Origin of the sequence: Pseudoduganella violacea (genome assembly GCF_014191875.1) — a bacterium.
GTDB lineage: Bacteria > Pseudomonadota > Gammaproteobacteria > Burkholderiales > Burkholderiaceae_D > Rugamonas > Rugamonas violacea_A.
The window spans coordinates 1-17027 of record NZ_JACHXD010000028.1; the positions used below are offsets into that span (position 1 = coordinate 1).

General features: G+C 61.2%; 16 protein-coding genes. 11 read left to right on the forward strand and 5 right to left on the reverse strand.

The genetic code is table 11. The annotated features are described in order from the left end of the window. The 3 genes from FHS03_RS26935 to FHS03_RS26945 form a co-directional block, all read right to left on the reverse strand. Positions 1-2978: calcium-binding protein (locus tag FHS03_RS26935; protein ID WP_183443987.1), on the reverse strand; the 2978-nt coding region annotated here is incomplete at its 3' end. A gap of 9 nt (positions 2979-2987) precedes the next feature. After that, entirely contained in the window at positions 2988-3521 is a 534-nt protein-coding gene (locus tag FHS03_RS26940) for a DUF5625 family protein (RefSeq protein WP_183443988.1), read from the reverse strand. A gap of 3 nt (positions 3522-3524) precedes the next feature. After that, positions 3525-3881 carry a hypothetical protein gene (locus tag FHS03_RS26945; RefSeq protein ID WP_183443989.1) on the reverse strand — a complete coding sequence of 119 codons (357 nt, stop codon included), beginning with the start codon at positions 3879-3881 and terminating at the stop codon, positions 3525-3527. Positions 3882-4209: 328 nt separating this feature from the next. On the opposite strand from FHS03_RS26945, the gene FHS03_RS26950 reads away from it, so the two are divergent. From FHS03_RS26950 to FHS03_RS26995, 10 genes are all read left to right on the forward strand, one after another. Beyond that, on the forward strand, positions 4210-4818 hold the full coding sequence (locus FHS03_RS26950; RefSeq protein WP_229426464.1) for a TcpQ domain-containing protein: 609 nt from the start codon (positions 4210-4212) through the stop codon (positions 4816-4818). Continuing rightward, positions 4818-6608 carry a PilN family type IVB pilus formation outer membrane protein gene (pilN, locus tag FHS03_RS26955; RefSeq protein ID WP_183444022.1) on the forward strand — a complete coding sequence of 597 codons (1791 nt, stop codon included), beginning with the start codon at positions 4818-4820 and terminating at the stop codon, positions 6606-6608. Before FHS03_RS26950 ends, pilN begins: the two co-directional genes overlap by 1 nt. Positions 6609-6618: 10 nt before the next feature. Next, a complete protein-coding gene (pilO2, locus tag FHS03_RS26960; protein WP_183443991.1) occupies positions 6619-7866 on the forward strand; it encodes a type 4b pilus protein PilO2 in 1248 nt (415 codons plus the stop codon). Then, on the forward strand, positions 7856-8383 hold the full coding sequence (gene pilP, locus FHS03_RS26965) for a type IV pilus biogenesis protein PilP (RefSeq protein ID WP_183443992.1): 528 nt from the start codon (positions 7856-7858) through the stop codon (positions 8381-8383). Before pilO2 ends, pilP begins: the two co-directional genes overlap by 11 nt. Then, the gene (locus FHS03_RS26970; RefSeq protein WP_183443993.1) at positions 8380-9972 is read left to right on the forward strand and encodes a GspE/PulE family protein; all 1593 of its coding nucleotides are present in this window, start codon (positions 8380-8382) and stop codon (positions 9970-9972) included. The genes pilP and FHS03_RS26970 overlap by 4 nt, the downstream gene beginning before the upstream one ends. Further along, entirely contained in the window at positions 9962-11032 is a 1071-nt protein-coding gene (locus FHS03_RS26975) for a type II secretion system F family protein (protein ID WP_183443994.1), read from the forward strand. The genes FHS03_RS26970 and FHS03_RS26975 overlap by 11 nt, the downstream gene beginning before the upstream one ends. 80 nt (positions 11033-11112) lie before the next feature. Further along, positions 11113-11697, forward strand: a complete 585-nt coding sequence (locus tag FHS03_RS26980) for a type 4 pilus major pilin (protein ID WP_183443995.1) — start codon at positions 11113-11115, stop codon at positions 11695-11697. Between the two features lie 33 nt (positions 11698-11730). After that, entirely contained in the window at positions 11731-12225 is a 495-nt protein-coding gene (pilM, locus tag FHS03_RS26985) for a type IV pilus biogenesis protein PilM (RefSeq protein WP_183443996.1), read from the forward strand. After that, on the forward strand, positions 12222-13595 hold the full coding sequence (gene pilV, locus FHS03_RS26990) for a shufflon system plasmid conjugative transfer pilus tip adhesin PilV (RefSeq protein ID WP_183443997.1): 1374 nt from the start codon (positions 12222-12224) through the stop codon (positions 13593-13595). The genes pilM and pilV overlap by 4 nt, the downstream gene beginning before the upstream one ends. Next, positions 13582-14049, forward strand: coding sequence for a lytic transglycosylase domain-containing protein (locus FHS03_RS26995; RefSeq protein WP_229426465.1), 468 nt, complete (start codon positions 13582-13584; stop codon positions 14047-14049). The genes pilV and FHS03_RS26995 overlap by 14 nt, the downstream gene beginning before the upstream one ends. Positions 14050-14059: 10 nt before the next feature. Here FHS03_RS26995 and FHS03_RS27000 read toward each other — a convergent pair whose 3' ends face one another. Further along, a complete protein-coding gene (locus FHS03_RS27000) occupies positions 14060-14749 on the reverse strand; it encodes a response regulator transcription factor (protein ID WP_183443998.1) in 690 nt (229 codons plus the stop codon). A 299-nt stretch (positions 14750-15048) separates the two neighbouring features. Between FHS03_RS27000 and FHS03_RS27005 the strand changes: the two genes are divergently transcribed. Beyond that, the gene (locus FHS03_RS27005; RefSeq protein WP_183443999.1) at positions 15049-16143 is read left to right on the forward strand and encodes a type IV pilus twitching motility protein PilT; all 1095 of its coding nucleotides are present in this window, start codon (positions 15049-15051) and stop codon (positions 16141-16143) included. 19 nt (positions 16144-16162) lie between these two features. Here FHS03_RS27005 and FHS03_RS27010 read toward each other — a convergent pair whose 3' ends face one another. After that, positions 16163-16993 (reverse strand): hypothetical protein, encoded by an 831-nt coding sequence (locus FHS03_RS27010; RefSeq protein ID WP_183444000.1) that lies wholly within the window; start codon positions 16991-16993, stop codon positions 16163-16165. Positions 16994-17027: the final 34 nt, after the last annotated feature.

A 17027-nucleotide genomic window follows, 5' to 3' on the forward strand; every position in this document is an offset into this window, starting at 1 on the left:
CTGTTGCCGCTGTTGGCGTCGTATTCGTTGATGATGTCTAAACCATCGCCCAGGTTGAAGACATAGGTATCGTTGCCAGCACCACCGGCCAGGGTGTCGTTGCCGGTGCCACCGCTGAGCACATCATCCTTATCGGCACCGGAGATCGAGTCGTTGCCACCCAGGCCGTTGATGCGGTTGGCATAGCCGTTCAGGCCAGTCAAACTGTCCGCACCTTCGGTGCCATTCTGCCGGTCGAGTATGGCTGCGATATCCCAGACCGTGCCGTCGGCAAAGGCGACTTTCTCGATGCGGCTGGCTGACGAATTGAAGTAGTCGACTACGGTGATCTTATCGGTGGCGTTCACGTTGAAAATGAGATCGCGGCCATTACTGCTGCGGTTGATCAGAACCGCATCAGCCTTGATGCCTGTGCCGAATTGCAATGTGTCGCTGTTGCCGCTGTTGGCGTCGTATTCGTTGATGATGTCTAAACCATCGCCCAGGTTGAAGACATAGGTATCGTTGCCCACGCCACCGGCCAGGGTATCGTTGCCGGCGCCGCCAATGAGCACATCATCCTTATCGGCACCGGAGATCGAGTCGTTGCCACCCAGGCCGTTGATGCGGTTGGCATAGCCGTTCAGGCCAGTCAAACTGTCCGCGCCTTCGGTACCATTCTGCCGGTCGAGTATGGCTGCGATATCCCAGACCGTGCCGTCGGCAAAGGCGACTTTCTCGATGCGGTTGGCTGAAGAATTGAAGTAGTCGACTACGGTGATCTTATCGGTGGCGCTCACGTTGAGAATGAGATCGCGGCCATTACTGCTGCGGTTGATCAGAACCGTATCGGCCTTGATGCCCGCGCCGAATTGTAATGTATCGCTGTTGCCGTTGTTGGTGTCGTATTCGTTGATGATGTCTAAACCATCACCCAGGTTGAAGACATAGGTGTCGTTGCCTTGGCCGCCATTGAGCGTATCGTCGCCGGTTCCGCCGCTGAGCAAGTCATTCCCATCATGTCCAGAAAGATTATCAGTCCCTGCAGTTCCCACCAAAAGATCTGACCGAGAAGTACCTGTAACCTCATGCTCAGAAGGAGCAGCAAACCGGACAGTCCAGCTGCTTAGTTCTTCTGTGAAGGGCCTCAGGGCTGAGGTATTGTTGATTTGAGTAGCAAGGAATTGGATCGCTGTCCAACCAATGCTCGCCAAACGTGCCTCTCCAACCGCGCTAATGAACTCAATAAGTTCAATGATGCCTTCCTGCTGGTTTGTTGCAATTGCTTGCTTAAATGCAGTCTCAAGCATTTCAAATTTTGCAGGTCCTTGGCAGTCTTCAAGTAGTAACTTCGTATACGACTTCAAATGAGTCTCTGGCACTAATGACTCATAGATATCACCTTTGAATCGCTCATAGGCCAACGAAATATTTGCCATTTGCTCCGTTGATAAAATGACTGTTATGTTGCCGGAAGATGCATCCAGCGCGGTGAGCCGGGCTTCCCCGTTGGCTCCGCCGTAAGTGAAGCCCATGAAGCATTCCACCACGCCCAGCTTGCGCACGAAGCCGTCGTAGGCCGCCGAGCCGGCAGCCAGTCCGCCCAGGTTGTAGTTCAGTTTGACGCCGCTGGGCGCCAGCGCATCGGCCTGCGCCTTCAGCGATTTCAAGCCTGCCGTGGCGGCCCACTTCTCGATGAAGCCATCGAGCCTGTCGAGCTGGCCTTGCCGCGTGGTTTGCTGAAGATAGCCCTGCACCCAATTGCCCAGGTCGCTCGACAGGCTTACCGCTTCCGACAGGTCGCGCACCCAGCCGGAACCATGCAGCTCCGGCAGCGCCCTGGCCTGGCTGCTGAGGGCAATGTGGTCGGAGAACTGGCGGTAGAACGTATTGACCAGCAAATCCAGATTGGCGGTGGCGCCGTTGACTTCGCCCGTTGCGCCGGTGCTGCCATTGACGCGGGTAAACGCGCCGGAGGCGGTTTGCACATTGCCATTGCCGAGATCGGTACGCACCGCATTGGCGTTGACGCCGATCGACACGATGCTGTGGGTGGCCAGCGTGCTCAGCTCATTGGCCTGGCTGACGCCATCCTGGTTGAGGTCGCGCCAGATGCGCAGGTTGGCGAATACGCTGTCCAGGGTATCGATTTTCCCATCCCGGTTGGCATCGAAATCCTTGAGCGCATCAAAGCCATCGCTGGCCAGTTGGCCATTGGCTTTGCGCGTATCGACGCCAAACAGTTCGCGGCCGGTATCGATGGTGCCGTTGCCATTGCGGTCGAGTACCAGCCAGCCATCGTCGGGTTTGATCCAGCCGGTGCCCGTCTTGACGCCATCGGCATCGTGGTCGAACAGGATCACCGTGCCGTCGCGGGTGCTGGTGGTTTCAATGCCGTCGCCGTCCAGATCGAGCACGAGCGGATCGCGCCGGGGCGGCGTGCTGCCCCACGCTGCGGCATCCGCGCCGCCTTTGCCCAAGCCAAGCGCGGCGCCCAAGCCGCTGCCCAGGCCGCCAATGCCGCCCAGGTTGGTAAGACCGCTCGAGCCGGGGGGATGAAATGGATCGCCAATTTTCTTGATGTCGTCAATATTATGGGTCGGCCACAGGTCGCCCTCATAGCCCATCGTATTAAGGCCGCCTTTTTGCAAGGCCTTCCAGGTAAAGTCGATGCAGCTATTGCTCAAGCCATTGTAGTAGCGGCTAAAGCCGGCGGCTTCAGGGTTTTCCGCAAATTTCTTAATTTCATTGTATTGTGCTTCGCTTATCTCAATAGTTCTGAAGTAGTCCCTGCCTTTATAGTTTTTGCTGTCGTCCCGGTAAACCGCGCCGGGGGCGAATGGATCGCCATGGTGGCTTGCGTCGGGCGCGAAACCATAGCTTTGGCTTGGCCCGCCGGCGCCGTCGTTGAGTTCAAACCACATATGGCCAACAGAGGATGTTTCTCCATTTGCCAGCAGGGTTCCCCTTCCTGCAACATTGATAGTTATTGTCCTCATTCGACTTCCTTATTTTCCGTGGTGGGCTTTGCTGAAGAATATTTTTCCTGGGATGGCACTGAGTGCCGGAGCAAGACGCAGGTATTGCAGGCTGACGAGATAAACGCCCGGTTCTAAGTTGATGCGGGAAATGTCGGCGACCCTTCCGCCGTATGCCGCCCGGGTTTTGGGACGGTCCACCAGTTCATTCAATATTTCTTCGTTCTTATTCTTTTTGCGTATGCGCACCTGGAAAGACGCGGGAACCCCTTGTTCGATCCACTTTCCCGAGCTGTCCAATGCGGAGGCGCCCAGAAGTTGGGCGAGCCTGGCCGCATCGCCGGGCGTGTTTTGTTCCAGGAATTTGATGCCGAGTAAGTACTGATCTTTTTCGATAATCTCAATTTCAAAAAGCACCTCTTGCCCGCTTTGCGCCGTGGCGGAAGGCAATTCAAGAGGGGGGCGCGGGATTGCCCGGCTGCCAGTGCAGGCGCCTAAGGCAAGCAGGACAAGCGCCGCGAAAAGGAGGCGGATAGCGGACGTCTTCCTCTCTGGACTACGCATGGCTTATTCCGCCACCTTTTCTATTTTGTTTGCCTTACCCCGCTCAAAATAAACTCGAAATACTGTGCTGGCTTCGCCCGGGAATTGGGATGGGTTATCGAAAGTCATGCAGATTTCACTGTCGTCGGCGGATAAGGACTGCGCCCACATGGCTTCCAGAGGGTCGGTATGGGCAGGCCATCTATTTTTGTCGAGAATAACTTTGTACTTAAAAGCCCCGGCCGCCAAATGGGCTTCATATGGACTCATGCCGAGCGATACGACTCCATCCAGAATGAAAGGCCTTCTATCCGCTGGAAACAGTTTCGGATGTCGCGCAAACATGACCTGCGCGTGGGCTCTGCGTTCGTCCGGTGCCATGCTTTGCCTTGTAGTTAGGTAGCAGTGAAAATATTAGCTTAATAATAACATTCAAAATTTCAAGGCAGAAAGTGAAAAAGGATGCGGCCGTTGCGGATCTAAGCGCTTGATTTTTAGAGAAAAAAGACCTGCTTATTTAATCCTGTTTTGCAAGTCGCCAGGTAAAGCTCAAAAAGCCTGCCGTTTTGTTGAGCCTTGTTGAGAAATTCAAAATGCACTTTCGACTATATTTTCTCCACTCATGTAACGCTTGCTGTGCAGGCGCTCAGGGGAGCAGCACGGGTTTTGTTGATGTCACATGCCAGCGATGGCACACAGGAGGAATGCTTTGAGCCTCACCACATTGAATGGCGCCGCAAGGCGCACCTGCGCGGTACTTGGCCTGTCGCTTTGCTGCGGCGCACTGGCCATCGCCGTAGAAACCGGCAAGCCGGCGGCGTCCAAGCCGGCCGCCACGCCAGCCGCCAGCCAGCCGGCGGCGCCGGCCGCTGCCGCTTCCCAGGCCGCATCGCAGCCGGCCGCGCCGCAAATTGCCGCGTCCCAGCCGGAGAAGGTCAAGCCACGCGTGGCGCTGGCCAAAACGCCGCAGCGTGCCGCGAATGCCGGCAAGGGGCGTGGCGCCGCTGTGGCGGCAGCGGCGGCGCCGGTAGCGGCAACCTTGCCGGCCGTCCGCGCCGCGCAGGATGCCTGGGATATCGCCCCTTCCGACCAAACGCTGAACGCGGCGCTGGCGCGCTGGGCGGCGGCGGCGGGATGGCAGCTGCTGTGGGAGCTGCCGGTCGATTATGCGGTGCAGGTACGCACCACGGTGTCGGGTTCCTTCGAGGAGGCCGTCGGCACCGTCATCACTAGTCTGGATAGCGCGGAGATGCCAATGAAAGCCGTTTTCTACAAGGGTAATAAAGTGTTGCGCATCATGGGCCGGGGTGTGCAATGATGCGCCGCCTCTCTCTCAAGCGCGGCCTGCCGCTGCTGGCCTGTGCGATGCTGGTCCTGAGCGGCTGCTCCGGCCTGGCGGACCGCGTCTCGTCCAATATCGACGATGCGGACGCCAATACCTCCGGCCTGGTCAAGGAAGTGGGCCACAATGCGCGCGGCGCCGTCATGCCCGCCGCGCCGCGCGTGGTGCATGAAGACGGTATCTGGCTCGGCAAAAACGTGGTCAAGCTGGGCCAGCCCTCGCTGCCGCCGGTGTTCTATCAGCCGGCCACCTTCGATCGCAGCATCCACTCCCTGGCCGAACTGGCGGAGCGCCTGACGCTGCGCTCGGGCATTCCGAGCCGGGTCAATGCCGACGCCGCCACCATCGCGGCTGGCTCGTTCAAGCGTGGACGCGGCAGCCTGCCCGCCTTGCCCGCGGTCCGTCCTTCCTCCAGCTTGCCGGTATTGCCGCTGCCGCCGGGAGCGCCGGGCGAGGGCGCGCTGGCGGAAATGTCGCCACGCGGCGCGGCTAGCGCGGGCGGCGCCAATGCGAATGGCGGCGAGAACCCGGGCGGCGACGCCAACGTCAGCTTCCAGCCCGATCTGCAAGGCGGTATCCGCTTCACGTATGCAAACGGCTCGTTTAAAGGCATGCTCGATACCGTTGCCGCCCGCTTCGGCGTGTCGTGGAAGTATGGCGACGGCGTCATCCAGTTTTATCACACCGATGCGCGCACCTTCCAGATCAGCGCCGTTCCCGGCGACGCATCCTTCGCCGCTAATGTGACCAGCGGTTCGGCTTCGACCGGCGGCGTTGGCGGCGGTTCCGGCAGCTCGGGTTCGGGCGGTTCGGGCGGCGGCTCGGGCGGCAGCTCGGTCAACGCCAGCAACAGCCAGAATACCGGCGTCGTTTCCAAGCTGTCGGTATACGCCGGCATCGAAAGCGCGGTCAAACTCATGCTTTCGCCTTACGGCAAAGTGCTGGCCGCGCCGGCCACTGGATCGATCACCGTGGTCGATACGCCCGATACGCTGGACCGCATTGCCGCTTATCTGGAGAACGCCAACAAGGCCTTGTCGCGCCAGATCGTGATGAATGTCACCGTGTTGTCGGTCAACCTGGACCAGGGCGACGAATATGGCATCAACTGGAACCTGGTGTACAAAAACCTGAAAACCAAATACGGCGTGGTGAACACCTTCGCCGGTGCCAGCGACGCTGCTGGGGTCTTCTCCGCCGGTATCGTAGGCAATTCCAAATTCGCCGGCAGCTCGCTGATCATGAAAGCGCTGGCTGAACAGGGCAAGGTGCGGCGCCAGACCACGGCGTCGGTGGTCACGCTGAACAACCAGCCGGTGCCGGTGCAGGTGGCGCGCCAGACCAGCTATCTGCAAAGTTCGCAGACCTCCATCGTGGCCCAAGTGGGAGCCACCACCACTTTGGTGCCGGGCGTGGTGACGGCAGGCTTCAATATGAGCATCCTGCCCCATGTGCTGAACAATGGCACGGTGATGCTGCAGTTCTCGGTCGACATGTCCACCCTGCGCCGCATCCGCCCGATTGAGGGTACCAACGGCACCCGCATCGAATCGCCGGAAATCGACACCCGCAACTTCCTGCAGCGCGTGTCGATGAAATCGGGCGAGACGCTGGTCATTGGCGGCTTCGAGCAGACCGACGAGAACGTGGATCGCCAGGGCGTGGGCCAGGCTTCCAACTTCCTGCTGGGCGGCGGTGTGGCGGCCAAGAGCAATAAGGAAGTGATCGTGATCCTGATCACCCCAGTGGCCATGGCCGGAGCCTGAGGAGCATCGCATGGCTCTCCATATTCTCCAGATCGACAAGACCCGCTTTGTCTGCGGCTTGTTCTGGCAGTCGCTGTCGCGCCCCCGCGAGCTGAATAAAGAGGCGAAGGAACTGGGCCGCAAGATCGGTTCCGACCTGATGGTAGTGCGGCGCGACCAGTCCACGGCGCAAGCCGGTTATGCGCAAAGCAGCGAGAGCGCTGGCCGTACCTTGCATTCGCTGGGCGCGGCCGTCTCCAAAACCGTGGCGCTGGAAGGCGCCTACTACGACGGCTTGCTGCAACCGGTGCACAACTGGCTGGCGGCACTGGCCTTGCCGGACGGCCAGTGGGCTTACTTCGCCGTGCGCGACGCCAACTTCCTGCCGAATGGCGATTTCGCCGGCAGCAAGGAGGAAGTGCTGGACCGCCTGTATGGCGATTATGCGCTGGGCGGCTGGAATGTCGTCATCGGCGATGAAAGCCTGGCGGGGCAGGGCTTCCATAACTTCAATGCGCGCCGCATCGAAAGCCTGCTGCCGCAGCGCAAGGACGGCGGCCTGCGCGTGCATCGCTGGTGGCGTCTGCGCCAGATCGCGCCGCAGCGCGTCCAGCTGTGGCGCCTGGCTGCCGGCGTGGCCCTGTGCGTCGGTGTCGGTGGCGGCGTGTTGGGCTGGCAGCATTGGCAGGCGCAGCGCCGCGCGGCGGAATTGGCCCTGCAGGCGCAGCGTGAAGCGGAACAGGCCACCGTGCAGAAGCCCTGGGCCACTCAGCCTATGCCGGCGGCCACGGTGCAGGCTTGCGCCAATCGGCTGGAGCACCTTACCCCCGGCGGCTGGCAGCTGGACGAGTATGTATGCCAGGGCGGCCAGTTCAGCTACGCCTGGTCGCGCAGCGCGGCGACGGTGGCCACCTTGCGCGAAGAGGTGCCGCAGGCGGTGATCGATGCCGGCGGCGAGAAGGCGCAATGGAGCGGGGCGCTGGCCGTGGCGGTGCAGGCCCAGGGCGAAGAGCTGCTGGTCGAGCGGCAGGTGGTTGAGCCCCTACTGGCGCAGATGCAGGGCCTGGGGCTGCAACTGCGGCTGAACAAACGCAGTGTGCCGCCGGCCTCGCCGCAAGGCGGCGCGCCAGCCTGGCAGGCTTACGGCTTCCAGCTCGACGCCAAGGGCGTCGCGCCCCAGCAGCTGGCCGCCGTGTTGCAGCGTCCCGGCGTGCGTGTCGAGAAAATCAGTTATCGCGGTATGGCGTGGTTACTTGAAGGAGTCATCTATGCAAAATAAATCCGAACAATACTGCCGCGCCATGTTTGCGCTGCTTCTGAGCGCTGGCGCTTTGCTGCCGGCCGGCGCTGCACGCGCCGAAACCACGGCCGCCAGCCTGACCCGCATCGAGGCGGAAACGCTGCTGCTGCGTGCCCGCGAAAAACAACTGGACGTGCAGTCTTCCATTATCAGCAAGCAGAACGAGATTGCCGCCAAGCAGACCGTGGGCGCCATGATTACGCAGACGGCGGTGGTGGGCGACCCGGTGGTGCGTGCGGTGGAGGGGGTGGGCGAGAATATGTTCGCCACGCTGGAAATGGCCGACGGCAGCATGGTCGAGGTACAGAACGGCAGCACGCTGCCGGGCGGCATGCGCATCCTCTCGATCAAGAGCAACGAGGTGATGGTGCTGACGGCGGCCCGCAAGCGCATCCGCCTGTCGGGCTATACGCAAAAGGTCAACGCCTTCAACCCGGCCACGCCTTCCCCCGGCTTGTCCATGCAGGCGCCGGCAGCGCGTGGAGGCGCGCGATGAAGCTGCGTCTTGCCTTGCCTGCCCTGGCGTCAGCCGCCTCGCCTGCCGATGCGTCGGTCCAGGCCGCGACGGTGCTGAGCCATTCCGGGCAGTTCGAGGCGAGCGCCGAGGAGCGCAAGCTGCTGTGCCTCTTGTCCGATGGCCGCCTGCTGGTGGCCGTGGGCCAGGATATGAACGTCCATGTGCTGTCTTACCAGGCGCGCCTGCAGCGCATGCAAAAGCCTTTCCGTGTCGAACACGCCAAGATCGACGAGTTGCGCCAGTTGTACGCCAGCGGCGGTGCGCTGGCTGAGCGCCGCCAGGAACATTCAATGATGCAGGTGACGGCCAAGGATTTGCTGAGCCGCGCTTGCGCGGCGCGCGCTTCCGACATCCACATCCGCGTGCGCCAGCGCGCCACCGAAATCCTGTTCCGCGTGCGCGGCGACCTGACCCCGGTCGGCGGCCAGACGCGCGAATATGGTGAGCGTCTGCTGGCTACCCTGTACGGCGCCATGGCCTCGGTTTCCGACAGTTCCTATAAGCCGACCGAACGCCAGGACGCCAGCATCGCCGACCGCGACAAGCTGCCGCCCGAACTGCACGGCGTGCGCATCGCCACAGTGCCTACCAGCGAAGGAACACTGATGGTGCTGCGCCTGCTGTACGTGGAGGCGGGCGACAGCGAACTGTGTCCGCTCGGTTTCAGCGAGGCGCAGGCCGAGATGCTGCAGCAGTTGAAGGAACAGCCGATTGGCATGAACATCATTGGCGGTCCCACCGGCTCAGGCAAGTCAACCACCCTGCAGCGCGTGCTGTCGGGTCAGATCGCCGAGGCCGAGGGGCGGCGTCACGTGTTGACGATCGAAGATCCGGTCGAATACCCGATTGACGGCGCGGTGCAGACGGCGGTCACCAATGCCGGTTCGGAGGACGAGCGTTCCCGCATGTTCGCCGCCGCCATCGCCAACGCCATGCGCCTCGACCCGGACACCATCATGGTGGGCGAAGTGCGCGACCGCGCCTCGGCCCAGAACGCGGTGCGCGCCGCCATGACGGGCCACCAGGTCTGGACCACCGTTCACGCCAACAGCGCGCTGGCCATCGCCGACCGCCTGCTCGACCTGGGGCTGTCGCCAGGCCAGGTCACCGACCACACGGTGGTGACGGGCCTGATCAGCCAGCGCCTGGTCAAGGCCCTCTGCCCGCACTGCAAGGTGCCGCTGGCGGAAGCGGGGGCATCCTTGCCGCCGGCCGTGATGGGGCGCCTGCGCGACGTGGTGGCCGACCTGCGCCGCGTCTTCGTGACGGGCCCGGGCTGCGAGCATTGCGGTGGCCACGGCACCATCGGCCGCACCGTGGTGGCCGAAGTCATCAGGCCCGATGAACAGTTCTTCAACTACATCCGGCGCGGCGAGAAGTCGGCGGCGCAGAGCTACTGGCTGCGCGACCTGGGCGGCCGCACCATGCTGGAACATGCGATCGAAAAAGTCTCGACCGGCCTGGTCGACCCGCGCATGGCTGAGCAGGTGCTGGGCCATTTGAACGCCGGCGCCGCACTGGCGCGCCGTCGCCTGCACGTGGTGGAGGAGGGCTGTGATGCGCGCTGATCTGATGCGCCACTGGGCGCGCCCGCAATTCACCGCCAACCAGCGCGTGCGCCTCTACCGTAAGATCGCCAAGATGCTGGCGGGCGGCTTACCGCTGCTGCGCATCCTGGAAGAGCTGGCGCGCCGCAATACGGGACCGGACGGCAACTTTGCCCTGGCCATGGTGCTCGACGATTGCCGCCGCTCCGTGCAGAACGGCCAGCTGCTGTCCGACGGTCTGGCCTGGTGGGTGCCGGATACCGAGCAGATGATCATCCTGGCCGGCGAGCAGTCGGGCCGCCTGGAGGGCAGCCTGATGGCCCTGATCGAGGTGGTGCAGGCCGGCCGCAAGATCAAGACGGAGATCGTCGGCGGCCTGGCCTACCCGATGGCCGTCGTCGCCATGATCGCCCTTTACATCTGGCTGTTTGGCGCGATGGTGATCCCGCAGTTCACCAAGCTGGCCGACCCTACGCGCTGGCATGGTGCGGCACTGTCTCTGTACAAGATGTCGGTGTGGGTGCAGGAATGGATGCTGCTGGCCGTGGGCGGCACGGTAGCGCTGATTGCCGCGCTGCTGTTTTCGCTGCCGGTCTGGCGCGGCAATGTACGCGTGTTCTTCGACCGCTTCGCGCCGTTCTCGATCTACCGCTTGATCGCTGGCAGCGGCTTCCTGCTGGCCTTCGCGGCCCTGCAGGCGGCGGGTGTGACGGTGGAGAAGTCGTTGGCGCGGCTCTCGCTCAAGGCCCAGCCTTGGCTACGCGAGCGGCTCGACGGCGCCCTGATGGGCGTGCGCTCCGGCCTCAATTGCGGCGAAGCCTTGCGCCATGCCGGCTATGGCTTCCCCTCGCCGGCCATCATCGACGACCTGTGCGTGTATGCCGAGTACAAAGGTTTTTCCGAGGCCCTGAAGCTGCTGGCAGCCGAATGGATGGAAGAAGGCGTGGAGGCAGTCGCTCTGCGTATGAAGGTGTTGAACGGTTTCGCCATCGTCACTTTGGCACTGGTGATTGGATGGCTGGTAACCGGCTTTTTCGGCATTCAGCAGGAGATCGCGAATGCCACCCGCGCAGTAGGTTGACGCGGACCTTTTTGAGTATGGAATCAGGCGCTGCCCGCAGCGCATTTATGTGTGACTTTACCTGAACTGGAGACTTGATCATGACCCACCTGTGCCAACTGAACCAAACCCCTGTTTTCACCAATTCCCGCCGCTCGGCGCAGCAGCCGCTGACTTTGCCTCAGCTCCAGCGCGGCGCTTCGCTGTTGGAAGGCATCGCTTACCTGGGCATTGCCGCGGTGGTGGTGTTGGGCGCCGTATCGCTGTTAGGTGGTGCCTTCACTGGAGCAAAAACAAATCAGGCTATTGAGGAAACTGTTGCCCTACGCACCGCCGTGCGTAAGTTGTATGTTGGACAACTGTACACGGAAACGGGAATGATAGAAAACCTGATTAAGGCAAATGCTGTTCCGGGTACGTTGGCGAGGACCGGCACCGAGAACAAGGTCGCACTTGCGAATAGTTGGGGCGGGACCGTGTCTGTAGCGGCTGTCGCTGGCGGTTTCCAGATTATCTACCCTAAGGTACCCAAGGACGTCTGCATCAACATGCTCAATGGCAGCAATGGATGGTCTGGAATCACTTTGGGAAATGAGACCCAGACGACCTTCCCCATTTCTATTTCGCGAGCCGCCGAAATGTGTGCTAACGATAGCGCAAATGAATTGAAATTCACGAGCATTTGAGACGGCTGAGCTAAGCAAAGCATAGGAGGCAGCATGTGGAATATCGCGATACTGACCATAATGATGGCGGCAGCCGGCGGCTACACGGTGCTGGCTAACCGCCAGGCTGAAGTCATGGAACAGCATCTGACGGAAGCCAGCGCGGAAAGCATGGCGAATTACCGCACCGCGGTAGTCGCCTACTTCCGCAAGTATAACGAGCTATCAACCAGCGTCAGCCTGTCCACGTTGAGGGATAGACACATGCTGCGCGACTGGGCAGTGCTTGACGCACCGCCATCGCCGCCCTGGGCCAACTATCGCGATACCAACGGCACCATCTATATCTACGCTCAGAAATTACCGCGGCGCGAGATAACGAGTGAAATCGTGCACTTGTCTCGCAACTCGATACTGGCGGGCAGTTACCGCATTGGCTCGTCCAATCTGCAATCGCCGATTTATGGCGACACGGGTATCTCCCTGTCGGCGTTGATCGGCAAGGGAGTACCGGATGGCGCACCTGTCTGGCTGGCGGTGTCGCTATGAGGACGCTCCGCAAACAATCAGGCGTGGGTCTGATCGAGGTGTTGGGTGCGCTGGGTATCGGGGCCTTGCTGATGGTGGGCCTGAGCCGCATGGCCGATGCCTCAATCGACGATCTGCAAAGTCAGCAGGCGGCGTACTATCAGTCTCAGGTCGTGCATGCAGCTAAGCGCTATATCGAGGCCAACTATGACACCATTAAGAACAACACCGCATCCCCATCCACGGTGCTGGCGGTCAGCTTGGAGCAGATGCGTGCTGGGCGCTTCCTCCCGGCGGGATTTGCAGACAAGAATGCTTATCAGCAGAATACCTGTCTGCTGATCCGCCAGCCCGATCCTGCCAATCCGCAGGGACGTTTCGATGCGCTGGTTGTTACAAGCGGCGGCAGCGCGATTGGTGAGAAAGACCTGGCGGCGGCGTCCATGCATGCAGGGATGGGTAGCGGCTATATCTCCGCACGCGAACCAGGTGTGGCGCGTGGTGCATCGTGGCGCATGCCTACCGACCCTTATCGCGGTAAGGTCTGTACCGGTGGTTCGACAGCGGTGTTGCAAGGCAATGCCGCGGATGCGGGCCATCTGGTGTCGAATCTGTTCTATGACGCAGCAAGCCAGATGAGGGCCGACTTTCTTTACCGTGACGCAGTGCCAGGCCGACCGGATTTGAACCGCATGACGACGCCGTTGCGCCTGGGCGGCAAGGCGCTTGCCGCCACTGGCGAGACATGTGCCTACGATTCCAATGACGTGGCTCTGGCAATGGACCGTAGTTCGCTTACCCTGCTTACCTGCGACGGCAGTGGCAAGTGGCGCTCGGCTTCTTCTTGGCGTGAACCGGTTATGGCATGGGCTGATTTACCAGCGTCAGGCAGCAGTATTGGCGACGTGCGCATGGTGAAGAATCTGAGCCGCGCCTTCACCTTCAACGGCAGCGCATGGGTGGCGCTGGCGGTGGACCAGGATGGCAATCTCGATGTGCCTGGACGCGTGAAGGCGCGGGACCTGCACGCGACTAATCACATTGAATCGGATGGCGGCATCCATGCCGCAGACCATATCGAAAGCGCCAAGAACCTGATCGCGCGACGAAATCTGGAAGTGGCGCGTGAAGCCAAGGTGGGGCGTGGGCTGGAAGCCAGCATCGTCGAGGCATCAGTCTGGATGGGATCGCCAACCATCACCCTGTCGGACCGGCAGTCGCCGGGCGGACGGTGCAATTACCTGAAGTGGAGTTCGTATGACCAAAAAGAGGTCCTCTACTACCCACACGGCACCATCGCGATGGATGACGCTACCAGGCCGCTGATTTGCGGCACTGACAATAGATTCCACTACGCGAATGGACGGGATGACATCAATGCTGCCAGGTAAACGGCGCGCAATGGCCTTGGCTGCCGCCCTCGCCCTGCTATGCCTGCCCGCGCAGGCATGCTGGGAAGAGGCGGCCGCCTGGTACCGCGTCAATCCGCACCTGCTGTACGCCATCGCCAAGACCGAGTCGGGACTGAATCCCGCTGCCATCAACCGCAACAAGAACGGCAGCTACGACATCGGCCTGATGCAGATCAACAGCAGCTGGCTGCCGACCCTGCGCAAGCATGGGCTGGAGGAAAAGGATTTGTACGACGCCTGCACCAGCATTCAGGTCGGAGCCTGGATCCTGTCGCAGAACATGCAGCGCATGGGCGTAACGTGGGAAGCGGTGGGCGCCTACAACGCGCGCAGCCCTGCGCTGCGCATCAAGTATGCAATGAAGGTGCACAAGAACCTGCCGAAAGCGGTTCTGGCGGCACAGGAGACGGCCAATGACGGCATGGCGCAATAAGCGGCGCGCGCTATTCCGGCGCGCACAGCTCCAGACGATAGCCCTGCGTGTAGGCAGTGCGGATCATGACCATGCGCTTGTCGCCGACCTGCAGCTTCTTGCGCAGCTTGTAGACGTGCTGCTCGATGGTGCGGCCGGCCACCTCGCTGTCGGTACTCCAGATCACGGCGCCGATAGTGCTGCGCGAGATGTACACGCCGGGCGAGGAAAAGAACAGCCAGGCCATGCTGAATTCGCGCGGCGTCAGTTCGATCAGCTGGCCGAGGAAGAACAGGCGGCCGCTATCGTGCTCCAGCGTATAGCCGGCGAACTCGATGCTGCGCCGCTGGTGCGGGGTGCCGTTGCGGCGCAGCAGGGCATTCACGCGCGCCACCAGCTCCACCACGGCGAAGGGGCGCCGCACGAATTCGTCGGCGCCGGCGTTGAGCATCAGGGCCGCCAGCTCCGCGTTGTCCAGCGGCGACAGTATCATCACAGGAGTCGCGTCGCCGCTGCGCATGTTCAGCCAGGACAGGGTGCTGTTGTCCGCGTCCGGCTCTTGCGCCAGGTCGATCAGAATCAGGTCCACCTCGTCGCGGCGCACGCCACGCAGCAGCGCCGCTTCCGAGGAAAACAGCTGCACCTCGAAACCGGCGCTGGTGAGGACGTTCTTCAATTGTTCGGATACTGCGGCATTTTGAGTATGGCATGCGATTTTCATGTTTTTCCAAACTTATTGTTTTTGAAGGCCGCTTTAAACGGCTCTTTTACCGCACTCCTCCCCACCTGCCGCCGGGCGGTTAGGCGCGGCATTGGCTTGTTATTTACAACTTATAATTTGCAACTTAGTAATTGGCATTTAGCAAAATGTAGTTAAGTAATAGTAAACCAAACCTGCTCATTTACGGAGCTTGTTTTAATCGTGCACACATTCATCAATATGAGACGAGTGTGCGATTTTGGTGCAGTCCTGTGTAGAATTGCGTGGCTTGAATCCATTTCATTTTAGAGGGGAACCTGATGTCCAACGAACTTTCGAGTGCCAGTGATTTTCAGCAGAAGTTCATGCAACTGGTTGGCGGGCAGCAGTGCTTTTCCGACATTCATTTGGAGCAGGGCGCGCAGGCTATGGTTAAAACGCCACGCGGCTGGCAACCGTTCCACGATGCGCCGCTGACCCTTGGCGATCTGCGGCCTTTGCTGGATAGCATCGACGAGGACTGGGAAGATAAAATCGTGGAAAAGGCGCTGGACCGTCCCTTCCTGCTGCCGAATTGCCGCCTGCGTTGCAATATTTACCGCCTGGGGGCTGGCACCAAAGTGGCCTTATCGGTGCGCCGCCTGCCGCTTGAACCGCTGGCGCTCGAGCAGACCGGATTGCCGTCGTATGTGCGCACCATGCTTGAATCAAATAAGGGTTTAATTCTGGTGACAGGCCCGACCGGTTCTGGTAAAACCACGACGATTGCGGCCATGCTTGACTACATTAATGCAAGTCGCAATGGCCATATCGTGACAATTGAGGAGCCGATTGAATATGCTTTGCAGCGTAAACAGTCGATCGTCTCGCAAAAAGAAGTGCCGGTCGATACCGCCAGTTTCTCCAGCGGCCTGCGCGAAGCGCTGCGCCAGAAGCCCGATGTGCTGATGGTGGGCGAGATCCGCGATTACGACACGGCCGAAACCGTGCTGCACGCGGGCGAGTCGGGCCACCTGGTGCTGGCGACCATGCATACCGGCAATGCGATCGGCGCCATCAGCAAGCTGCTCAGCTTTTTCCCGCTGGAGCAGCGCGGCCAGCGCTCGGCCATGCTGGCCAGCTCCCTGCTCGGGGTCGTCTTCCAGAGCCTGCTGCCGTCCGAGGATGGCGGCGATTACGTGCTGGCCAGCGAGATGGTGTTCAACCACAACCAGCAGATCGCGCCCTATATCACCGACCCGGACAAGCTGCACATGATCGCCGACTACATGAAGCGCAAGGAAGACAATATGTCGCGGCCGTTGAACGAGGTGCTGCTGCAGCTGGTGAACAAGAAAGAGGTCAGCGCGCGCGATGCGTTGCGCGTGGCGTATAACCGCCTCGAACTGCGCGAGATGCTGGGCAACGTGCGCTAGGATGCTTGCAGGGCAGGCGTCACTCCGCCGCCTGCAGCTCGAACACCCGCCGCTTGTGCGCATTGATCTCGGCCTGGCCACGGCGGAAGGCGGGGATGCTGTTGAATAGCCTGTCCCAGCTGCCGTCCTTCTGCGCCAGCTTCAGGCCGCGCTCGATGCGCTCGGCCAGCCGGGGATTGGCCTGGCTGACGAAGAAGTAGTGCGGCACGCGGTAGTGCAGGAAGATCGTGGACTCCAGCACCAGCCCCTCCTTGGCATGCAGTTCCTGCTCGCCCCAGGCTTCATGCGCGCCGCGCGGCAGGTAGTCGAAGCGCTTCACCACCAGCATGGGAAACAGCGATTCGTAGCTGATCGAGGTGACGACCGGCAGGCCGTTGCGGCGCAGGACATCGGCCGATGGCCAGTTCACGCCCACGCCGGCCTTCAACTGGCGCAGATCGTCCAGCGTGCGCACGGCGCGGAAGCGTTCCTGCTGGTCGGCGCGGATCAGGAAGACGCGGTAGTCGTTCAGCTCGTGCAGCAGGGAGACGCGCACCGGCAGCAGCTCGCGTTCGCGCTGCGGGTTGCTGCCGTCCCACATCACATTGATGACACCATCCTTTTTGATTTCCGTCTGCTGGCGCGGGCTGGTCAGCTCGTGCGGATAATGTTCGAGGGTGTAGGGGCCATCGGTGGTGGCGGTTTTATCCAAGGCCAGGCGCAGCAGCTTGGGAAAGTAGTGGGCGTGCTCCTGCGCGCTGGGATGGATCATCGGCAGCACGATGCGCAGGGGAGCTGGCGCTGCATCCAGAACGCCGCAGAAGGCGAGCAGCAGCAGGGGGATGGCAGTACGGAGAAGGGTGGCTGTCATGCTCTCATGTTAGCGCATCCCTTCTCCCGGGCGG